The organism is Actinomadura coerulea (assembly GCF_014208105.1).
Taxonomy (GTDB): Bacteria; Actinomycetota; Actinomycetes; order Streptosporangiales; family Streptosporangiaceae; genus Spirillospora; species Spirillospora coerulea.
Genome location: NZ_JACHMQ010000001.1, coordinates 3,529,931 through 3,548,058 on the forward strand (window position 1 = coordinate 3,529,931; position 18,128 = coordinate 3,548,058).

At 70.5% G+C, this 18,128-nt stretch carries 19 protein-coding genes and 2 pseudogenes; 9 read left to right on the top strand and 12 right to left on the bottom strand.

Translation table 11 applies throughout. The features are described 5' to 3' along the window. Positions 1-50: 50 nt before the first annotated feature. Positions 51-1,892 (bottom strand): group II intron reverse transcriptase/maturase, encoded by a 1,842-nt coding sequence (gene ltrA, locus BKA00_RS16180; protein ID WP_185025919.1) that lies wholly within the window; start codon positions 1,890-1,892, stop codon positions 51-53. Positions 1,893-2,842: 950 nt separating this feature from the next. Between ltrA and BKA00_RS16185 the strand changes: the two genes are divergently transcribed. After that, entirely contained in the window at positions 2,843-3,310 is a 468-nt protein-coding gene (locus tag BKA00_RS16185) for an ATP-binding protein (RefSeq protein ID WP_185025921.1), read from the top strand. On the opposite strand, the gene BKA00_RS16190 is transcribed toward BKA00_RS16185, so the two are convergent. Then, on the bottom strand, positions 3,288-3,614 hold the full coding sequence (locus BKA00_RS16190) for a hypothetical protein (protein WP_185025923.1): 327 nt from the start codon (positions 3,612-3,614) through the stop codon (positions 3,288-3,290). The genes BKA00_RS16185 and BKA00_RS16190 overlap by 23 nt on opposite strands. Further along, a complete protein-coding gene (locus BKA00_RS16195; RefSeq protein ID WP_185025925.1) occupies positions 3,607-4,167 on the bottom strand; it encodes an RNA polymerase sigma factor in 561 nt (186 codons plus the stop codon). The genes BKA00_RS16190 and BKA00_RS16195 overlap by 8 nt, the downstream gene beginning before the upstream one ends. Before the next feature lie 422 nt (positions 4,168-4,589). Here BKA00_RS16195 and BKA00_RS16200 point away from each other — a divergent pair, with 422 nt between their 5' ends. The 4 genes from BKA00_RS16200 to BKA00_RS16215 all read left to right on the top strand — a co-directional run bounded on the left by BKA00_RS16200 (position 4,590) and on the right by BKA00_RS16215 (position 7,136). Continuing rightward, entirely contained in the window at positions 4,590-4,859 is a 270-nt protein-coding gene (locus BKA00_RS16200) for a hypothetical protein (RefSeq protein ID WP_185034306.1), read from the top strand. Continuing rightward, positions 4,852-5,457 carry a DUF6879 family protein gene (locus BKA00_RS16205; RefSeq protein ID WP_185025927.1) on the top strand — a complete coding sequence of 202 codons (606 nt, stop codon included), beginning with the start codon at positions 4,852-4,854 and terminating at the stop codon, positions 5,455-5,457. The genes BKA00_RS16200 and BKA00_RS16205 overlap by 8 nt, the downstream gene beginning before the upstream one ends. Positions 5,458-5,471: 14 nt before the next feature. Continuing rightward, positions 5,472-6,185, top strand: a complete 714-nt coding sequence (locus BKA00_RS16210; protein WP_185025929.1) for a DUF6082 family protein — start codon at positions 5,472-5,474, stop codon at positions 6,183-6,185. 63 nt (positions 6,186-6,248) lie between these two features. Then, on the top strand, positions 6,249-7,136 hold the full coding sequence (locus BKA00_RS16215; protein WP_268248209.1) for an NAD(P)-dependent oxidoreductase: 888 nt from the start codon (positions 6,249-6,251) through the stop codon (positions 7,134-7,136). A 14-nt stretch (positions 7,137-7,150) separates the two neighbouring features. Here BKA00_RS16215 and BKA00_RS16220 read toward each other — a convergent pair whose 3' ends face one another. Then, complete coding sequence (locus BKA00_RS16220; RefSeq protein ID WP_230298733.1) at positions 7,151-7,648, bottom strand: MarR family winged helix-turn-helix transcriptional regulator; 498 nt, start codon at positions 7,646-7,648, stop codon at positions 7,151-7,153. Positions 7,649-7,740: 92 nt separating this feature from the next. Here BKA00_RS16220 and BKA00_RS16225 point away from each other — a divergent pair, with 92 nt between their 5' ends. After that, positions 7,741-8,694 carry an SMP-30/gluconolactonase/LRE family protein gene (locus BKA00_RS16225; RefSeq protein ID WP_185025934.1) on the top strand — a complete coding sequence of 318 codons (954 nt, stop codon included), beginning with the start codon at positions 7,741-7,743 and terminating at the stop codon, positions 8,692-8,694. 184 nt (positions 8,695-8,878) lie between these two features. Beyond that, positions 8,879-10,351 (top strand): metallophosphoesterase family protein, encoded by a 1,473-nt coding sequence (locus BKA00_RS16230; protein WP_185025936.1) that lies wholly within the window; start codon positions 8,879-8,881, stop codon positions 10,349-10,351. A 6-nt stretch (positions 10,352-10,357) separates the two neighbouring features. Here the strand turns inward: BKA00_RS16230 and BKA00_RS16235 are convergent, their stop codons facing one another. Then, positions 10,358-10,921 carry a DUF1349 domain-containing protein gene (locus BKA00_RS16235; RefSeq protein WP_185025938.1) on the bottom strand — a complete coding sequence of 188 codons (564 nt, stop codon included), beginning with the start codon at positions 10,919-10,921 and terminating at the stop codon, positions 10,358-10,360. A 286-nt stretch (positions 10,922-11,207) separates the two neighbouring features. On the opposite strand from BKA00_RS16235, the pseudogene BKA00_RS38985 reads away from it, so the two are divergent. Then, positions 11,208-11,741 (top strand): annotated as a pseudogene (locus BKA00_RS38985) (phosphatase PAP2 family protein); the annotation flags it as partial. Between the two features lie 52 nt (positions 11,742-11,793). Continuing rightward, the gene (locus tag BKA00_RS16240; protein ID WP_185025940.1) at positions 11,794-12,555 is read left to right on the top strand and encodes a creatininase family protein; all 762 of its coding nucleotides are present in this window, start codon (positions 11,794-11,796) and stop codon (positions 12,553-12,555) included. A 3-nt stretch (positions 12,556-12,558) separates the two neighbouring features. Here the strand turns inward: BKA00_RS16240 and BKA00_RS16245 are convergent. The 7 genes and pseudogenes from BKA00_RS16245 to ribA form a co-directional block, all read right to left on the bottom strand. Further along, positions 12,559-13,392: pseudogene (locus tag BKA00_RS16245) on the bottom strand (lysylphosphatidylglycerol synthase domain-containing protein); the annotation flags it as partial. Then, positions 13,320-14,117, bottom strand: a complete 798-nt coding sequence (locus tag BKA00_RS16250) for a class I SAM-dependent methyltransferase (RefSeq protein WP_185025942.1) — start codon at positions 14,115-14,117, stop codon at positions 13,320-13,322. The pseudogene BKA00_RS16245 and the gene BKA00_RS16250, both read right to left, overlap by 73 nt. A gap of 26 nt (positions 14,118-14,143) precedes the next feature. Further along, positions 14,144-15,217 carry a glycosyltransferase family 4 protein gene (locus BKA00_RS16255; RefSeq protein WP_185025943.1) on the bottom strand — a complete coding sequence of 358 codons (1,074 nt, stop codon included), beginning with the start codon at positions 15,215-15,217 and terminating at the stop codon, positions 14,144-14,146. Beyond that, a complete protein-coding gene (locus tag BKA00_RS16260; RefSeq protein ID WP_185025946.1) occupies positions 15,214-15,612 on the bottom strand; it encodes a 6-pyruvoyl trahydropterin synthase family protein in 399 nt (132 codons plus the stop codon). Before BKA00_RS16260 ends, BKA00_RS16255 begins: the two co-directional genes overlap by 4 nt. A gap of 12 nt (positions 15,613-15,624) precedes the next feature. Next, positions 15,625-16,596 carry a zinc-dependent alcohol dehydrogenase gene (locus tag BKA00_RS16265; RefSeq protein ID WP_185025948.1) on the bottom strand — a complete coding sequence of 324 codons (972 nt, stop codon included), beginning with the start codon at positions 16,594-16,596 and terminating at the stop codon, positions 15,625-15,627. Then, the gene (locus BKA00_RS16270) at positions 16,553-17,383 is read right to left on the bottom strand and encodes a CDP-alcohol phosphatidyltransferase family protein (protein ID WP_185025950.1); all 831 of its coding nucleotides are present in this window, start codon (positions 17,381-17,383) and stop codon (positions 16,553-16,555) included. Before BKA00_RS16270 ends, BKA00_RS16265 begins: the two co-directional genes overlap by 44 nt. Continuing rightward, positions 17,380-18,027, bottom strand: a complete 648-nt coding sequence (ribA, locus tag BKA00_RS16275; protein WP_185025952.1) for a GTP cyclohydrolase II — start codon at positions 18,025-18,027, stop codon at positions 17,380-17,382. The genes BKA00_RS16270 and ribA overlap by 4 nt, the downstream gene beginning before the upstream one ends. Between the last annotated feature and the right edge of the window lie 101 nt (positions 18,028-18,128).

An 18,128-nucleotide genomic window follows, 5' to 3' on the forward strand; every position in this document is an offset into this window, starting at 1 on the left:
GCGTCCCCGCCCCCTCAGAACCGTGCGTGCCATTCGTCACGGCACACGGCTCAAGCAGATCCAAGCGACGGTTCAGGGTCACGCTGCGTTCTGCTTCGACGTTGGCTATAGAGCCAGCTTCGATGACAGTGTGTATGCACTAAGCGGGTCCTGGCGCCACCATGGCGGCCGGATTCCGGGGCATCCACGATCAGGAGATAGCTCGCCGCTATTGCTCGCCGGGTAACTTGCTGCCACCAGCTTTCCCACTGTTGTGGGGATTGCGGCGGCTGCTCTGCGGTCAGCAGATAGTCCCCGCACCTCGGGCATATGGCGTTCTGTTCGTCCAGTAGCCTGATGGTGTACCGATCGAGCGGCGGCTTACTCCGTCTGCGGCGGTGAGCCCAGTACTCGGCCAGGAAAGGATCGTCCGGAGACGCCCATCCTTTAACCATGACGTGCCGTTTAATTTCCGTCCACCGAAACATAACCAAGTAGGCGCCGGACTCGAGATCCCCGAACACCCACCTGTCGTTCCGGAACTTGTTGAACTGGCCATAGTACCTGGGGATAATCCATGACTTTGGCTTATTCTGATGGCTGTGCGTGGCCCACTTGTAGGTGAGTCTCCACACGTGCGTGTCGAGATCTTCGAAAACCTTCGACGACACCACCGGTCGATAATACGCCGCCCACCCCCGGATCACGGGGTTCAGGGCGGCAATCACTGCTTTCGCGTTTGCGCCGCGCAGCCGACGCATTTCAAACGCGAGTCTCGACCTGATCCGCTGTACGGCCGCCTTACTAGGCTTGATCAGGAGTTTGGAGCCATACCGGCGGACGTTGAAGCCGAGAAAGTCAAACCCCTCGGCCACATGGACAATGCGGGTCTTATCCTCGTTGAAGGACAGGCCCCGACCGCCCAGCCATCGCGCCAGTCGCTCCTTGATCAGCACGGCCTGATGGCGGGTGTGACAGAGCACCACCAGGTCGTCCGCGTACCTGACCACTACCGGAGAATCCGGATAACTTCGTCCTGCCTTGGGCCCGGTAGTTCTGTACCTGGCCCCAGCGACCGTTTCCAGACCGTGTAACGCGACGTTCAGCAGTAGCGGGCTGATGACCCCGCCCTGCGGAGTTCCTTCCTCGGTGGGAGCGAACCCGCGTCCCGCCTCGAACACTCCCGCCTGGAGCCACTCACGCACCATCTCCCGAGCGGGAAACAGGCCGATAGCCTCCATCAGCGTTTCGTGGTCGATCCGGTCGAATGCCGCAGCCAAATCCGCATCGAGCACCCATAGCCGTGCTGCGGTCTTGCTTTTGCACGTCTCATAGATGGCCTCGATCGCGTCATGGCACCCTCGGCCCGGCCGAAACCCGTATGACTTGGCCTCGAACCGAGCCTCCCACTCGGGCTCCAGTGCATTCCGGACTCGCGCTTGATGACAGCGGTCCATCAGCACCGGTATGCCGAGCGGACGCATGCGCGCGGGGTTACCGGCCTTGGGAATGTGCACTCGCCGGACCGGACGGGGGCGCCAATCCTGCCTGCTGCGATGGACTCGCTTCGCCATGCGCATTCTGGCCTGGTGGGTCAGAGCGACCTCGCCATCGACCCCCGCCGTTCGCCGTCCAGCGTTCCGCTGCGTCACCTGTCGCACGCTCACCAAAGTGTTCGCTTGCGACCGCAGCATGAGTTTCTGTAGATTCCTGGCTTTCGCCAGGTCCCCTTCCTGCACCGCCTTGAAGATCCGCTGTCGTAGGCGGCGTACCTGCTTCTCCTGTTCGGACCAGTCAATACGCCCCCACTCTGAACTCTCATCCAGATCGAGACGACCCTGTTCCGGGATCGGCAGGCCCTCAGGTCCGTTCGCCGTTTCGGCGTCCAACTTGCCCCTCGGTTCGGATGCCATAGACAGTTTCCTTCAAAGATCCACCTGCTCACGTCAGCACGCTTTCGCGTCCGGGCATCGGCCCGTATCCGGCCAGTTATACGGACAGTCCATCGGAGGGCTGGCTTCGCAGTCCGCTTTCCTGTCACCTTTCGGCCACCGGCATTGGCTTCTTGAGCATCCTGTCCAGGCCAGGGATTATGCCCCTCTTACGATCGGCCTACCAACCTCGTTGGACCTGACCCGGGTTTCCATGTTCCGCACGTTCGAGAAGCGGTCGAGCTTGGGTGCCTTCTTTACTCCGGGGACAGCGGTGCCCATGCGGTGCAAGTGGTTTCCTTGCCCACCGCCGGCCGCATCTCAACGACCCGTCCCTGTCACGCTGCCTTCCCACCCGTCTCAGCGAGTCCCTATAACGGAGCATCACCAAAGATTCACTTGCGTTCACCCCGCACTCGACCTTCCCCACCTGTAGGACCGAGACGGAATCGGCCCCCTTGGGATTTCCGTGAGCTTCACACCCACTGACTCAGGAAGCCAGCACGCATGTCACGACGGGGACAGGCTCAGGCACTAGCCTGGAATGCATTCCGACTTTCCATCGGCCTCCAATCATGCATTCACTCGAAACGTGCGACTTCACGTCGCACAACCAATCAGGATCGTGCCCGGTCCGGGCATAGTGAAGCAGCCGCTGGAAGTGGCCACCCGTATTCCAAGCCTCGTCCAGGCTTTTCATATGATCGTTCTGTGGCCTGAGTCGACCGGCCTCCCAATTGGATACGGTCCCGCGAGCCGCGTTGACGACCGGCCCCATCTGCGCGAGCGAAAGGCCTCGCTGAGTGCGGTGAAACCACAGGTCAAAGGCCAGCCAGGCCCAGAGCGAAGAGTTCGGATCGATCGTCTCCCGGACACTCACTCGCCCTCCCTTGTATCCGCTGCATCCCGATGCACAGCACATTAACTCTCGAATGCTGATCCTGAGGGAACTTCACGAGAGAAGGACGGCGGACATGAAAGATCAAACACCCGCGGTGCACATGATCAAATCCGGCGAAATACGGATGACCATCCATGGAGAGGAGGCTTCGGTCGGCCTCGCCCGGGAACTCGTCCGTTACGCGCTGGTCAATTGGAGCTACGAGCAACCTCTGGTCGACGACTCGGCGGTCGTGATGAGTGAGATCGTCACGAATGCGGTCGAGGCGGCCAAGGGGCACGCGCTCAGGATCCGGATCGCCGTCCACGAGGGCGCGCCGCTGCTGGAGTGCTGGGACCCGTCTCCCCAGCTTCCCCGCTTCTGCGATGCCGGCCTCGACGCACTGAGCGGCCGAGGCCTCGCGATCATCGCCGCCTACGCCAAGGACACCGGCGTCCGCCCGTCCGCCACCGGCGAGGGCAAGATCGTCTGGGCACTCATGCCCGCGACCGGCCAGTGAGGGAGTCCCAGGGTCGGCTTTCGTCGCGCTCATGCGAGGGAGCAGGTCGGGCGACGGTCAGTTCACACACGCCGTCCTTGCAGGAGCGCTGCAAACGGCCCATGGAGATGGTCTGCACCAACCCGATCGCCCAGCAGGCCGGACACCCTCGCAGCGCGAGCAGGCCGAGCGGCGCGAGCAGGAGGCTGCCGGGTCCGAGCACCGGCAGCAGCGCGAACGCTCCGATCAATGCCCCGAATCCCGTCGCACCGCGTACCAGGTGCCGGGGAAGAGACGTGCTCGCAAAGCTCTGCTTCTCAGTCATCGCCTTCTCCTGAAACCGAGTCGAGTGCGCCTTGCAGCGTCTGATGGACCGACGCGCGGGCGCGATGCAGCCGCGACTTCATCGCGGGAAGGCTGAGACCGAGCGCGTCGGCGACCATGCGCCCGCTGTAGCCCTGGATGTCTCGCATGATGAGGACGCGTCGCTGGTCGGCGGGCAGAGCGGCGATCGCCGCCGCGACCCGGCCCGCCTCCAGGCGTCGCAGGACCTCGTCCTCGGCCGAGACCACGCTGACGTCCGGGACCTCGTCGTAGTGCCGCGGTCCCAGCCGGGCCCGGCGCAGGCACTCGTTGCGGACGATGCGGAACATCCACGACGCCAGCGCGCCGGAGGCCCGCAGGGTCCCGATCTTGCGATACAGAATGATCAACGCCTCCTGTGCGGCGTCTTCAGCGTCCTCGGGCGACGCGCACAGTGTGCGGGCGAACCTGCGCACATGCGGGTGCGAGCCGGACACCAGCGCGGCGATCGACTCAAGATCACCGCCCTGCGCGGCGGCGATCAGCCGCGCCCCGGGCCAGGTCCCCTCAGCCACGCGAACGCCCCCGCCTGCGCAGGACGGTGACACTGCACGCGCACACGAGCACGGCCACGCCGATCACGACGGCACCAACGATCATGACAACCTCCCGGTCGAGTCCATGTCCGGCGCTCTGGCCGGCACCCCTATGAGAGGTACGACCCCGCGCAAAGGATTCACCCCATCCCCGTCTGATGACCTGCATCCAGTCTCCGCACGTCAGAAGGCGAGCCGACACCAGGCCGCCAGGAGGCGCGCCGCCGTCCGCCCCAAGCCCGCAGAGTCAGAGGGGCCGCTCTCCCCTGAAGGTCAGGAGGCGCGCAATGTCCCGGTATGTATCGCCGATCATTAAATGGACCTTTGGGACAACACTTGGCGCGCATGAGCGACGGTGAGAGAATTCGCTCAAATACCGGCTACTGGAAGTGAGCGGCATCATGACCAGGCCATGGGAAGCCGATCATGGCGCGGGGTTCCAGCGGAGGTTAGGGAAGACGGCCGCCCAGGTGGGCGACAGCCGCACGACGCAGGACTGTCCTGAGATCTGGGAGTTGGATAACGGCGACATCGCCGTCATCGGCCGCGACGCCACCGGCGCCTACCGTGACCGCCTGCCTCCGGGTGTGAGCATCGGCTCCGACGAACGTCTCGTGATCATTTCGGGAAGGCTGCTTTCGGCCGCCAAACCGGACATCCGCGATGCTTGATCGGATCGCCCGATTCCGGGGGGACGTGCTGGACCACGCGGCCTACCATCGGGATTTCGCTCGCCAGTGCGAAGACCTGTCCGGGACCATCTGGAAGCTCGAACGCTCCCAGGTCTTCCGCGAGCTGGACGATCCCAGTTGGCAGGCGTTCAGTGCCGGCGACTGGCGACGCGCCCTCGACCTGCTGGAAGAGGATCGCAAGGCCGTCCGGACCGAGGCCGACAGAAATCGGCGGCAAGGCTTGAAGATCAGGCGGGTTCGCGTGGTCGAGCGCCCCTTGAGCCCCTACGTCCAATGGGAGCTTCACGCGCTGCGGATGCTGGCGGAAGAAGGCTTCGAACTGCGCGTCCTCTCCGCCGACGACCTCGCCGACCTGGAAAGCCAGGGCCAGTTGCCCGAAGTCGTCGTCGTTGGCGAGCGCGTCCTCTACGAGATCCGCTATCTGCCAGATTGGACGCCGTGCGGCGCCCGCCGCATCAGGACGCCGGACGTGGTCCGCACCGCCGCGTCCGAGATCGGCCGCCTGTACCGCAGAGGCGAGCCTTTGCTTCGCTTCTTCGAGCGGGAAGTAGCCCCGCTACCCGCACCGGCTGTCTGATCTATCGTTCGTAGATGCCGTTCGTTCGCTTGGGCCGAAGCAGGGTGAAGACGTTCTCCCTTTGCCTGCTCACGCTTGTCGTCATCGCCCTTATCGCAGCTTCACCGTGGGGCTTGCGCGCTTTCGGCGGCCCGACGGCCCGCTGGGAACGGTTGAGTTTCATCGGTCAGACCTACGGCGCCGCATCGGCGCTCCTGGCCGCCCTCGCACTGATCGGCATCGCGGCAACCCTGATCTTCCAGGCGCACGACACGAGGATCGCGCGGGAGGAGGCCAGGCGCATCGCCATAGCGGAGCTGCTCAAGATGGCCATGGACGACCCGGCCCTCGACGAGGCATGGGGACCGGTTCCGGCGGATGCGGACCGCAAGGCCAGGCGGCAGCTCATGTACATCAACATGATCCTCTCCGAGTGGCAGATGTCCTTCGAGACGAAGGCTCTTCCCGAGAAGCGGCTGCGCGCCATTTCGCGGGAGATGTTCTCGGGGCGTCCTGGCCGGGCCTTCTGGGAGGAGGCGCGTCAGGTCCGCATGGGGACCGCTGGGAGCAGGCGAGCGCGCCGGTTCCACGAGATCTTGGACGAAGAGTACGGGCTGGCACCCGTTCCCCCGCCCGAGCGGCCGCGGGCACGGCGCCCCTGGAGGTTTCTCGCCGGTTCGGCGGCAGGCGTCCTGGTGCTGGGCCCTCTCGTCCGCCGGGCCGTCCGCCGCCGCCGATCCTCTGGTTGACCTCAAGTTCGGTTGGGGTTTTAGCGTGGCGGGCTCCAGGTGCTTTGCGAAGGGAGCGTCGTTATGGGTGCTGGTGGTGGAGTCACGCGGGTGAGTGTGGCGGTGCTCGGACTTGGGGAGATGGGGGGCGCGCTGGCGGGGACGCTTCTGGATGGCGGGCATCCGACCACCGTGTGGAATCGCACTGCGGGGAAGGGCGATGAGCTGGTCGCCAAGGGGGCGCGGCGGGTTGACGGCGTTCGCGATGCCGTTGCCGCCGGACAGGTCGTGGTGGTCAACGTGAAGGGGAACTCCGTCGCCCGCGGACTGCTGGAGGCGGCGGGGGACGCCCTGCGCGGACGGGTCGTCGTCAACCTGACGGACGGGACGTCGAGCGAGGTCAGGGAGGTGGCCGCGGTGGTCGCCGAGCACGGCGGGGAGTACCTGCACGGGCAGATCATGACCATCGCGCCGGGCGTCGGGCATCCGGACGCGACGGTCTTCTACAGCGGCTCCGCGGACGTCCACGAGCGTCACCGGGAGGTGCTGGGGCTACTCAGCGGGCAGGCACCGCTGGTGTCCGAGGATCCCGGCGTCGCGGTGCTCTACGGCATGGCCGTCCACGGGACGATGTGGGGGCTCCTCAACGGGTTCCTGCACGCGGCCGCGGCGCTGTCGGACGCGGGTGTCGAGGTCGGGCGGTTCCTGGAGGAGGCCAAGAGCCCCCTTGCGTCGCTGTCGGCCTTCCTGCCGTCGATCGCCGAGGAGGTCGACCGGGGCCGGTTCGCGACGCCGTACGGGGCGCTGCGCCACCATCTGCCCTCGATCGAGGATCTCGCGCGGGAGAGCCGGGAGCGGGGCATCGACGACGAGCTCCCCGAGTACTCCCGGGCGCTCGTGGCGGCGGCGGTCGAGCGGGGGCACGGAGACGACAGCTACTCCAGGCTCGTCGAGCACTTCCGCAAGGCGTAGACCGCGGGCGCTGGCTACGGCTGGTCGCCGAGGCTGAGCAGGAGGGTGCGCAGGGTCGTGGCCAGGGCGCCTTGTTCGTGCTCGTCGAGGGCGGCGAGGAGGCGGCGTTCGTTTTCGAGGTGGGCGGTGACGGCTCGGTCGATGAGGTCCCGTCCGGCGGGGGTGAGGGCGACGATGACGGTGCGGCGGTTGGCGGGGTCGAGGTCGCGTGTGACGTAGCCCTTGGCGACGAGGCGGTCCAGGCGGTTGGTGACGGCGCCCGAGGTCACCATGGAGGAGCGGGCCAGCATGCCCGCGGTGATGCCGCCGGGCGCGTCGGCGCGGCGGAGGGTGGCCAGGACGTCGAACTCGCCCCGTTCCAGCCCGAACTCGGCGAAGAGCGCCTTGAGTTCGCGCTCGGCGATCCGGGTCAGCCGGGAGAGGCGGCCGAGAACCCTCATGGGGGACGCGTCGAGGTCGGGGCGGGCGCGGGCCCACTGCTCGACGATCAGGTCGACGGCGTCACGCTCCACAGGAACCTCTCAACGTTGAACTGTTTGACATCAAGGTAGCACCGGGCCTAACGTCCTCAGCGTTGAACATTTCAACGTTGAAAGGTGACGTGATGCGACGTCGAACGATCTCCGCCGTCCTGGTGTTCGGACTGGCCGCCGCGATGAGCGCGCCGGCGCAGGCGGCGGACGCCCGGGGCGGGACGGCGGTGTACCCCACCACGATCCGGCTGCCGAACGGGTTCCAGCCCGAGGGCATCGCGATCGGGCCCGGGCCGATCGCCTATGTGGGCTCCATGGCCGACGGCTCGGTCTACCGCGCCGACCTGCGCACCGGAGCCGGGGCGGTCCTCGGCCGGGGGCCGGGCACGCAGGCCCTCGGCCTGAAGACCGACGCGAGCGGACGGGTGTTCGTAGCGGGCGGCGCGGGCGGCGACGCTCGCGTCCTCGACGCCCGGACCGGCCGGGTGCTGGCCACCTACCGGCTGGCCACAGGTCCGTCGTTCGTCAACGACGTCATCCTCACGCAGGGCGCCGCGTGGTTCACCGACTCCACCAACCCGGTGCTCTACAAGCTGCCGCTCGACGGTGGACGGTTGCCGTCCGCCGCTGTGCGGGTGCCGCTGACCGGGGACCTCGTGTACCAGGGCGGTCCTGACAGCCCCGGCAGCGAGGGGTTCAACGCCAACGGCATCACGCCGACGCCGGACGGCCGGGGGCTGCTCGTCGTGCAGTCGAACACCGGCGGGCTGTTCCGCGTCGAGCCGTCCGGCAAGACCCGCCGGGTGAACCTGCATGGCGAGTCGCTGCCGGAAGGCGACGGGCTGCTGCTGCAAGGCCGGACGCTCTACGCGGTCCAGAACCGGCTCAACACCGTGGCCGTCGTGCGGCTGGACGCGGCGGGAACCGACGGCCGCGTCGTACGCCGGGTGACGGACGCCCGGCTCGCCCTGCCGACGACCGTGGCCGCCTTCGGCTCGCGGCTGTACCTCCCCAACATCCAGTTCTTCGCCACGGGGCCGACTCCTGGCGTCTCGTACAACGCGGTCGCCATCCCCCGTCCCTAGGGCGATTCGCGCTTTACCCGAAGGCGCGGCCGGTCTTGGGATCGGGCGGAGATATCTTGAACAACACCGCACGCGGCAATTGACATGGCGGCGGACAACCAGGGCAGATCGAGCGGCGTCGGGCGCAGAACGACCAGGCGTCCAAATAGTCCATTTTTCTTGATCTGATGGGATACCTGGTTCTATGTCGCGAATAGCTGCGGCGGTGGTGGCCGTCGTGGGACTGCTGGTCGCCGTGATGTCCGGGCTCGCGCAGTCCGCTTCGAGCCCGTCCGCCAAGCCCGCGCCGCCCGGCGTGGGGAAGAACGGCGAGGCGTGGGCCTGGACGCAGTTGGTGAACGGGACGAGCCACACGACCGAGGTCCGGTTCGCCACCACCGAGAAGCCCGCCGGGAACTGCCCCACCTTGCAGTACGGCTTGGGGGGCAAGACGCAGACGGCGGTGCTGAGGAAGGTCAGCGATCCTTTCGTCACCGGTGGCGGGCTCCAGCAGTTCCCGACGACCTTCTGCGTGGCGCCGGTCCCCGACGGCGCGAGCAACGCGCTGCTCGAGCCGTCCACGACCAACGCGGCCACCGTCCATCCGGGAAATCTCCAGCTTCCGCTGCCCGAGTGGCCCGTGAACGGGCGTCCCCGGAGCGTCGCGGTGATCGGCGACGCCGGGTGCGAGGTCACCTCGCCCATGGTGGGCGCTTCGAAGAACCAGGACTGCCAGCAGAACTGGCCGCTGGAGCCGCTCTCCGTGCACGCGGCCGCGCAGTCCCGCCCGGACCTGGTCGTCCACGTCGGCGACTACGTGTACCGGGAGACGCCGCATGGAGCGAACGACGCCACTCCGGGGTGTGACACCCAAGGGCAGGCCGCCGACTGGGCGTGCCTCATCAAGGACTTCCTGCGGCCTGCCCAGGCCCTGCTCGCGGAGGCGCCCTTCATCTTCGCGCGGGGCAACCACGAGGTCTGCACGCCTCCGAAAGTGGGGCGGGGCGCCGAATGGTTCCGCTATTTCGCCACGGTTCCGCAGAAGAACAACGAGTGCTACTCATTCCCACAGACCGAGGCGGAACCCGTCCAGATCAATGCGGGCACGTTGCATTTCATCCTGTTCGACTCCAGCGCGGCGAGTGAGAGGAACAAGCCGGACCCGGCCCAGGCCGCCCTGTTCGCGAAATGGTTCGACGAAGTGAACGCCCTGGCCGCCAACCATCCGACGCACGACTACTTCCTCATCACCCACAAGCCGCTGTGGATGGTCAAGCAGGCCTCGTCCACCGCCGTGACGTGGATCAACCCGACGCTGGCGAGCGCGGTCAGGCAGACGGCGAAGGGGGCGCTGGCCGACAACATCGACCTGGTGATGTCCGGGCACGAGCACCTGTACCAGATGCTCGACTTCCTCAACAGCCCGCGTCCTCCACAGATCACCGTGGGCTCCTCCGGGACGACGCTCGCCACCCCGCCGGACGACACCAAGGTGGTGGGCAAGACCGTCGACGGCGAGACCGTGAAGCACTCGGTCTCACGTGGTGTTCACGGCTACGCGCTACTGCGCGACACGGGCGGCCAGTGGCAACTCACCTTCCACGGGGTCTCCGGTCAGGCGTGGCCGCTGGACTGCGCTCTGAGCACCGGGGCCACCAAGGAATTCGACTGCAAATAGGCGGCTTCATGGATGCAGGGCCGCGTCGGGCGGAGTCTCGGCGACGCGGGTGAAGCGGACGGTCAGGCCGTCGCGTTCGGGAGCGCAGCAGTAGGGGCCCGCGGCGGCCATGACGCCGGGCGGGAAGGGCGCCAGGCGGATCATCCGCCAGGGGTCGTCGCCGGCGCGGGCGCGGATCGTCACGGCGTCGCCCGAGCGGCTGGCGCGGATGGTCACCTCGCGGCCCTGCCAGGGGACGGGAGCCGAGGACCAGTCGGACACGCCGCGGGTGACGACCGCGCCCAGTTGCAGCGCGCCGTCGCAGTACTCGGCGCCCGCCTTGATCCAGGTCGTCTCGGAGAGCCGGACGAGGACGCCGGCCTGGTCGAACTGGTGGTCGTAGGCGGCGACGAAGGAGACCTCGATCGCGGCCTCGGGGCCGAAGGGAGACAGCAGGGCGTGCCCGCTGTCGCGGTCGTAGCCGTAGGACGTCGTGCGCCAGAAGTCGCCGCCCCGGGCCGCGGTGACGAGAAGGCCGGGCCCGTCGGGCGTCGCTGACGGGGGCGGGTTGAGCCATTCACCGGTGATCACAGGTCGGGAATCTACGTCAGGGGGTGGAGTCAACCCCACCACCAGGGGTGGGTTTTACCTCCCATGATCGGGTAGCTGAACCCAGTGTCTCCGGAAATGTCAGACGCGAGGGTTGAGATGGACGGGGACGACCGGGCTGGGAGGCACGATGGTGAGCGGAGCGGCAGTGGGCGGGGCGGTGCGCGGCCGGATGCGGCCGCTGCTCACCGAGGTGGGGCTGCTGGCGGTCCTGTTCGCCTTCTACAAGTGGGGCCGGACGCTGATCGAGAGCGGCCCGGGGCAGGCGATGGCGAACGCGCACGCGCTGTGGCGGTTCGAACGGGAATGGCTGCCGAGCGAGGTCGGATTCCAGCATTGGGCGCTCGGATGGGACCACGCGGCGCTCCTCGCCAATGTCTATTACGTGAGCGTCCATTTCCCCGGAACGGCCTTGCTGCTGATCTGGCTTTATGTGCGGCACAGGTCGGCCTACGCCAGGGTGCGCAACGAATTGGTGGCGCTGACCGCGGCCGGCCTCGTCGTGCACACGATGTTCCCGCTGGCGCCTCCCCGGCTGGCCGGGATCGGGGCCGTCGACACGATGCTGACCGTGGGGCCGTCGGCCTACCCGGCGGCGGCCGACGGGATCGCCAACCAGTACGCGGCCATGCCGTCCCTGCACATCGGGTGGGCGATCCTGGTGGCCGTGGCGGTGCTGCGGGTGTCGCGGAGCCGGTGGAGGTGGGTCGTCGCGGTGCACGCGCCGCTCACGGTCCTCGTGGTGGTCGTGACGGCCAACCACTACTGGACCGACGGGATCGTCGCCGCGCTCCTGCTGGCCGGGGCGATGGCCCTGGTTTCCCTGGCCGGGCGGATGCGGCAAGCTGTGAACCATGCTGCCGACGCACACGAGTCCCGAGGTTCCGGACGTCCCCGTGGCGGTCCTGCCGATCGGCAGCCACGAGCAGCACGGCCCGTTCCTCCCGCTCGCGACGGACACGGTGATCGCGTGCACGATCGCGGCGGAGATCGCGAAGGCGTACCCGGTGCGAACGCTCCCGCCAGTGACGATCTCGTGCTCGCATGAGCACGCCGACTGGCCCGGGACGGTGAGCATCTCGGCGGCGACCCTGTACGCGGTGGTCAGGGACGTCGCCGAGTCGCTGCGCCGGGCCGGCGTCCCCAAGCTCGTGCTGGTCAACGGGCACGGGGGCAACTACGTGCTCGGCAACGTCGTCCAGGAGGCGCACGGCGACATGGCCCTGTTCCCCGCGATGGAGCACTGGGAGGCGGCGGAGCGGGCGTCCGGCGCCGAGACGCCCGCGGTCAGCGACATGCACGCCGGGGAGCTGGAGACCTCCATCCTGCTGCACGCCCATCCCGAGCTGGTGCGGGACGGGTACCAGACCGCCGACCACCTCGCCGACGACCGGAGGCACCTCCTGACGACGGGGATGGCGGCCTACACGACGTCCGGCGTCGTCGGGCGGCCGTCACTGGCCAGCGCCGACAAGGGCCGGGAGACGCTGCGGAGCTTCGTCGCGTCGTTCGGGGACGTCCTCGCGGTGCTTCAGCAGCAGGGCGGCCGCGCCGGGCAGGGCCGCGATGAAGGTGAGCACCCCGTACACGACGGAGACGGTCAGGCCCTGCGCTGAGCCGAGCCCGGCCGCGCCGAACGCCAGGGCGAGCACGGCCTCGCGCGGCCCCCAGCCGCCGACGTTCACCGGCAGCACCATCACCAGGAGCGCCAGCAGCAGCAGCGGCAGGAGGGTGAGCAGCGGAGCCGTCGCGCCGACGAGGCGGGCCGCGACGACGAACAGGGCGAGGTGCCCGGCCAGCGCCGCGACCGAAAGGCCCATGATCGCGGGCCAGGCGCGCAGGGCGGCGCGCACGTCCGCGAAGGCGGGCGCCAGCGCGCGGCGCCGCCACCGGGCGAGGAGCGGCACCGCCGCCAGGACGGCCCCCGCCGGGACCAGGGCGGGCGCCATCGCCGACACCAGGGCGGGATGGGCGAGCAGCGCGGCGACGCCCGCGACGATCGCGACGCCCTGGCCCGCGAGGCGTTCGAGGAACACGGCCCGCACGCCGCGCGCGACGTCGCCCGCCCGGTGCCCGTGGCTCACCGCGCGGTGGACGTCCCCGAGCACGCCCGCGGGGAGCACGGCGTTGAGGAACTGGGACCGGTAGTAGTCCGCGACGGCTCCGCCCAGCGGAAGGCGCAGGCCGAGCCGCCGCGCGACGAGCCACCAGCGTGCGGCGCTGAGCACGGTGGTCAGCAGGCCCAGGGCGAGCGCGACGGCCACGGCCCCGGCGTCCACGGCGCGGAGCGCGTCCACGAACGCGTCCGTGCTGTGCCACCACAGGAGCGCGGTGAGGATGCCCAGGCCGGCGAGCAGCCGCAGCCAGGGCAGGAACTTCGTCACGAGGAGCTCCCGGGGAGGACGAGGAGGTCGACGTGGTGGACCTCGGCGGTGAGGCGTCCGGCGGCGCACTCGGTGAGGCGGCGGCCGAGGTAGTCGCCCGCGAAAGGGGCCAGGTCCGGCCGCTGCTCGACGGCGGCGGCGACCCAGCCGCGCAGCCACTCGGCGGTCAGCGCGGCCTGGCCGGGGCCGAGCCGCCACGGGCTCGGGCGCGCCTGGACGGACGCGCCGCGGCGGCCGAACGCCCGGGTCGCGGCGGCGACGGCGTCGGGGCCGAGGAGCCCGTCGCGCCGCTGGTGGGCGTCGAAGGCGGCGGCGAACTCGGCGTCGAGCGGCTCGGACGGGGAGAGCCGGACGCGCCCGACGACCGACAGGGTGAGCAGCACCGGGCAGGCGGCCGCGGCGGCGATCGCCTCGACCTCGGCCGCGGTGAGCACGTCCAGCAGCGCGGACGCGGTGACCAGCGAAGCGCCGACCAGGTCGGACGCGCGGAGCGCGCCGATGTCGCCCGCGCGCGTCTCGACCGTCGCGGGCGTCCCGTCGGCGGTGACGTACTCGCTCGCGCGGGCGCGGTCGAGCAGCCGCGGATCGCCGTCGTGCAGGATCCAGTGCTGCGGGCCTCGCAGCCGCCCGGACAGCCAGCGCCCCTGGGAGCCGGTGCCGCACCCGAGGTCCCAGATGACCAGGGGCCCCTCCTGCGGGAGCGCGGAGCGGAGCGGATCGAGCAGCTCCGCGGCCCGTGCCGTCGCGTCCGCGCCCTCGCGCAGCTCCAGCCAGGACGGATCGAACCCCGTCACAGCGCCTCCCCGCGCCTCGACCCCCGTCACAGCGCCTCCCTTCGAAGTTCGGACAGAACAACCGACATGCGGCGGGCGGTCTCGTCCCAGCCGGGCAGCATGCCGCGCCGCAGCCGGGCGGAGGCGCGCAGCCGGTCGCGCGACTCCGGTTCGACGAGCCAGCGGCGCAGCGCCGCGCCCAGCGCGACGGGGTCGTCCGGCGGGACGAGCATGCCGGGGACGGCCCCGGACGGATCCCAGCCGAGCGTGTCGGGAACCCCGTCCACCGAGGTCGCGAGCACGGGGATCCCGCGCGCCAGGGCCTCGGTCACCACCATCCCGAACGTCTCCGCGCGGGAGGCCAGGACGAGCAGGTCGGCACCGGCGTAGGCGTCCTCCAGCCGCTTGCCGGTCAGCGGGCCCGCCAGCTCGACGCGCCCGTCGAGGCGGTGACCGCCGATCAGCCGGCGGACCCGCGCGACGTGTCCCGGGTCGCCGCCCAGCGGCCCGACGCACTCGCAGTCCCAGGACAGGTGCGCGATGGTGGCGAGCGCCTCCACCAAGACGTCGTGCCCCTTGCGCGGGGTCACCGACGCCACGCACAGCAGGCGCGCCGCCCCGTCGGTGCCGGACGCGAGCGGCGCCGGGTCGGTGCCCGGCTCGACGGCGTGGACGCGGGACGGCTCCAGACCGTGGTGGGCGATCAGGTGGTCCCGGGCCCACAGGCTCGTCGCGACGACGGCGCCGGCCGCCTCCAGTACCTCGCGTTCGCCCGCGTCCAGATCGCCCTGCCCGGGTTCGTCCGCGAGCGGGAGGTGGACGAGGACGGCGAGCCGCAGCCGCCCCGCCGCCGGAACGACGATCTCCGGGACGCCGCACGCCACCAGCCCGTCCATCAGGACGACGGACCCGCCGGGCAGCGCCGCCAGCGCGCGTTCGAGCCCGGCGCGGGCCGCCCGGTCCGGCCGCGGCCACGCGCCGGGCACCGCCACCTCCCGGACGGGCCGCCCGGACGCCGCGAGCTCCTCGCACAGCCGCCGGTCGTACCGGTTGCCGCCGCTCGGGGCGGCGGCGTCGTCGACGCCGCCCGGGACGACCACGCACACCTCGCGGGACGTCACAGCTCACGCTCGTAGCTGGCCCAGGCGACGTGCGACTCGTGCAGCGTCACCGTGATGCCGGCGAGGCCGGCGGCGTTCGCGCCGAGCGCCCCGGCGCCCACCCGGTCGGCGAGCCGGTCGGCGATGACCTTGGCGAGGAACTCCGTCGAGGTGTTGACCCCGGCGAAGTCCGGCTCCTCGTCCAGGTTGCGGTAGTTCAGCGCGCCGAGGACCTCGCCGAGCTCGCGGGTCGCGAGCCCGATGTCGACGACGATGCCGTCCGGGTCGAGGTCCGCCCGGCGGAACGTCGCGTCGACCACGAACGTCGCGCCGTGCAGGTGCTGCGCGGGTCCGAAGACCTCGCCGCGGAAGCTGTGCGCGATCATGACGTGGTCGCGGACGGTGATGGCGAACAACGAACGTCCTCCTCAGTAGGCGATCCGGTGGCACAGGGCGGGCAGCTCGCCGCCCGCGAGGCGCGGCATCAGCCGCGGCAGCTCGGCGAACGGGCTCTCCCCGGTGATCAGCTCGCCGAAGGCGGGGGCCGCGAGCAGCCGCAGCGCGAGCGCGATCCGGTCGGCGAAGGCGCGGCGCGACCGGCGGGACGGCGGGACGGCGCCGACCTGGCTGCCCCGGATCGTCAGCCGCCGCGAGTGGAAGAACTCCCCCAGCGGGACGCTGACCCGCCGGTCGCCGTACCAGCTCAGCTCGATCACCTCCCCCTCCGGTGCGAGCAGCTCCAGCGACCGGGCGAGCCCCGCCTCGGACGCGCTCGCGTGGAAGACCAGGTCGCAGCCCCCCTCGGCCTGGTCGGGGTGGGCGAACCCGACGCCGAGCGCCCGCGCGACGTCCGCGCGGGACGGGTCGGTGTCGACCAGCTGGACGCGGCACCCCGGGAACCCCGCGAGGACGCCGGCGACCGAGCAGCCGACCATCCCGGCGCCGACCACGGCGATGCGGTCGCCGACGAGCGGCGCCGCGTCCCACAGCGCGTTCACGGCCGTCTCCACCGTCCCGGCGAGGATCGCCCGCTCCGGCGGCACCTCGTCCGGGACGGCGCTGACCGCGCTCGCCGGGACGACGTACCGGGTCTGGTGCGGGTAGAGGCAGAACACCGTGCGCCCGGCCAGCCCGGCGGGGCCCTGCTCGACCACGCCGACGTTCAGATACCCGTACTTGACCGGCCCGGGGAACGCCCCGTCCTGGAACGGCGCCCGCATGATGGCGTGCTGGTTCGGCGGGACGCCGCCGCGGAACACGATCGCCTCGGTGCCGCGGCTCACGCCCGAGAACAGCGTCCGGACCAGCACCTCCCCCGGTCCGGGCTCGGGCAGGACGACATCGCGGATCTCGCCCTCACCTGGCGACCGGATCCAGAAGGCGCGCGCTTCGCGCTCCATCCGTGCCCCTCCCCCGAGTCGTCCGGGTCTCCTGAGTACGTCGGGCCTCTTCGGCTCCACGGGTCACACGATCGGCCATGTGCCGCCGCTTCGCCAGCCACGCCACGTCCCGTCCGAAGGACCACACCAGCAGCGCCAGCGCCGCCGCCACGAGCGCGCCCGAGTGCGGCACGACGCCCGACGCCGCGACGACCAGCGCCACCCCCTGCACCACGGCGACGGCCTTGCGCGCGACGCTCGGCCGCAGGTCCGCGCGCAGCCACGGCGCCGTCCAGGCCGCCGCGCCGAACGCGTACCGCATCGCCCCGATTGCCAGCACCCACGGCCCCGCCGACCGGGCGACCTCGACGCTCAGCACCAGCACCAGCACCGCGTCGGTCTCCATGTCGAACCGGGCCCCGAGCCTGGACACCGTCCCAGTGCGCCGGGCCACCCGGCCGTCGACGCCGTCCAGCACGAGGGCCGCGGACGCGGCCGCGACGAGCGGCCAGACGCCGGCGTCACCGGTGAGATGCCCCGCGACCAGCGCCGCGACACCCCCGGTGAGCACCACCCGCACCAGCGTCACGTGATCGGCCGGCCCGAGCGCCGGCCGCCGCCGGAACGCCGCGGTCAGCAGCGCCCACGAGGCCAGCGCGTACCCGGCGCCCACGGCCAGGCCCGCGTGGCCGGGACGGAGCAGGGCCAGCAGGGCGAGCTGGGCGGCGGCGGCCGCCGCCAGCTCCGGCCCCCGCGCCAGGCGGGGGCGGCGCGGCGCCGGGCGCGCGAGCGCCGCCGGCCGCGTCATCGCCGCACCTCGCCGAGCACCCCGGCGGGGGCGTCGAGCTGCGGGAGGTCGTGGCCGAGCCGGTCGCGCTTGGCGGTGAGGTAGCGGACGTTGTCGGCGCTGACCGGGACCAGCAGCGGGACGCGCGCCGCGACGGTGACCCCGTAGGACTCCAGCGCGCTGACCTTCACCGGGTTGTTGGACATCAGCCGCACCGACCGGACGCCGAGATGCCGCAGGATCCGGGCGGCGGGGCCGTAGTCGCGCACGTCCACCGGCAGCCCGATGGCCGTGGCGGAGTCGACGGTGTCCAGGCCCTGGTCGTCCTGCAGGATGTGGGTCCGGACCTTCGCCACCAGACCGATCCCGCGGCCCTCGTGGCCGCGCAGGTAGACCAGCGCACCGGCGCCCTCGCGGGCGATGGCGTCCAGGGCGGCGCCGAGCTGGTCCCCGCACTCGCAGCGCGTCGCGCCGAAGATGTCGCCCGTCATGCACTCGGAGTGCATCCGGACGAGCACGTCCTCGCGCCCCCGCACCTCGCCGCGCACCAGCGCCATGTGCTCGTGCCCGTCGACCGGGTCCCGGAACGCGACGGCGCGGAACACGCCGCGCCGGGTCCTGAGATCCGCCTCCGCGATGTCCTTCTGGTCGATGCCCTCGTCCATCGCTCCCCTTCCCTGGCTACACGACCACCCCTGATACGTCGCGAACGCCCGAGGTGGTTGTGTCCCAAAACGGTCCGTACAACCGATGGCACGCAGGGGAG

Excerpts from the sequence above, each read along its gene's own strand:
- ltrA (WP_185025919.1), bottom strand. The coding sequence starts at position 1,892 with ATGGCATCCGAACCGAGGGGCAAGTTGGACGCCGAAACGGCGAACGGA.
- BKA00_RS16185 (WP_185025921.1), top strand. The coding sequence starts at position 2,843 with ATGCTGATCCTGAGGGAACTTCACGAGAGAAGGACGGCGGACATGAAA.
- BKA00_RS16190 (WP_185025923.1), bottom strand. The coding sequence starts at position 3,614 with ATGACTGAGAAGCAGAGCTTTGCGAGCACGTCTCTTCCCCGGCACCTG.
- BKA00_RS16200 (WP_185034306.1), top strand. The coding sequence starts at position 4,590 with ATGACCAGGCCATGGGAAGCCGATCATGGCGCGGGGTTCCAGCGGAGG.
- BKA00_RS16205 (WP_185025927.1), top strand. The coding sequence starts at position 4,852 with ATGCTTGATCGGATCGCCCGATTCCGGGGGGACGTGCTGGACCACGCG.
- BKA00_RS16210 (WP_185025929.1), top strand. The coding sequence starts at position 5,472 with ATGCCGTTCGTTCGCTTGGGCCGAAGCAGGGTGAAGACGTTCTCCCTT.
- BKA00_RS16215 (WP_268248209.1), top strand. The coding sequence starts at position 6,249 with ATGGGTGCTGGTGGTGGAGTCACGCGGGTGAGTGTGGCGGTGCTCGGA.
- BKA00_RS16225 (WP_185025934.1), top strand. The coding sequence starts at position 7,741 with ATGCGACGTCGAACGATCTCCGCCGTCCTGGTGTTCGGACTGGCCGCC.
- BKA00_RS16230 (WP_185025936.1), top strand. The coding sequence starts at position 8,879 with ATGTCGCGAATAGCTGCGGCGGTGGTGGCCGTCGTGGGACTGCTGGTC.
- BKA00_RS16240 (WP_185025940.1), top strand. The coding sequence starts at position 11,794 with ATGCTGCCGACGCACACGAGTCCCGAGGTTCCGGACGTCCCCGTGGCG.
- BKA00_RS16265 (WP_185025948.1), bottom strand. The coding sequence starts at position 16,596 with ATGGAGCGCGAAGCGCGCGCCTTCTGGATCCGGTCGCCAGGTGAGGGC.
- BKA00_RS16270 (WP_185025950.1), bottom strand. The coding sequence starts at position 17,383 with ATGACGCGGCCGGCGGCGCTCGCGCGCCCGGCGCCGCGCCGCCCCCGC.
- ribA (WP_185025952.1), bottom strand. The coding sequence starts at position 18,027 with ATGGACGAGGGCATCGACCAGAAGGACATCGCGGAGGCGGATCTCAGG.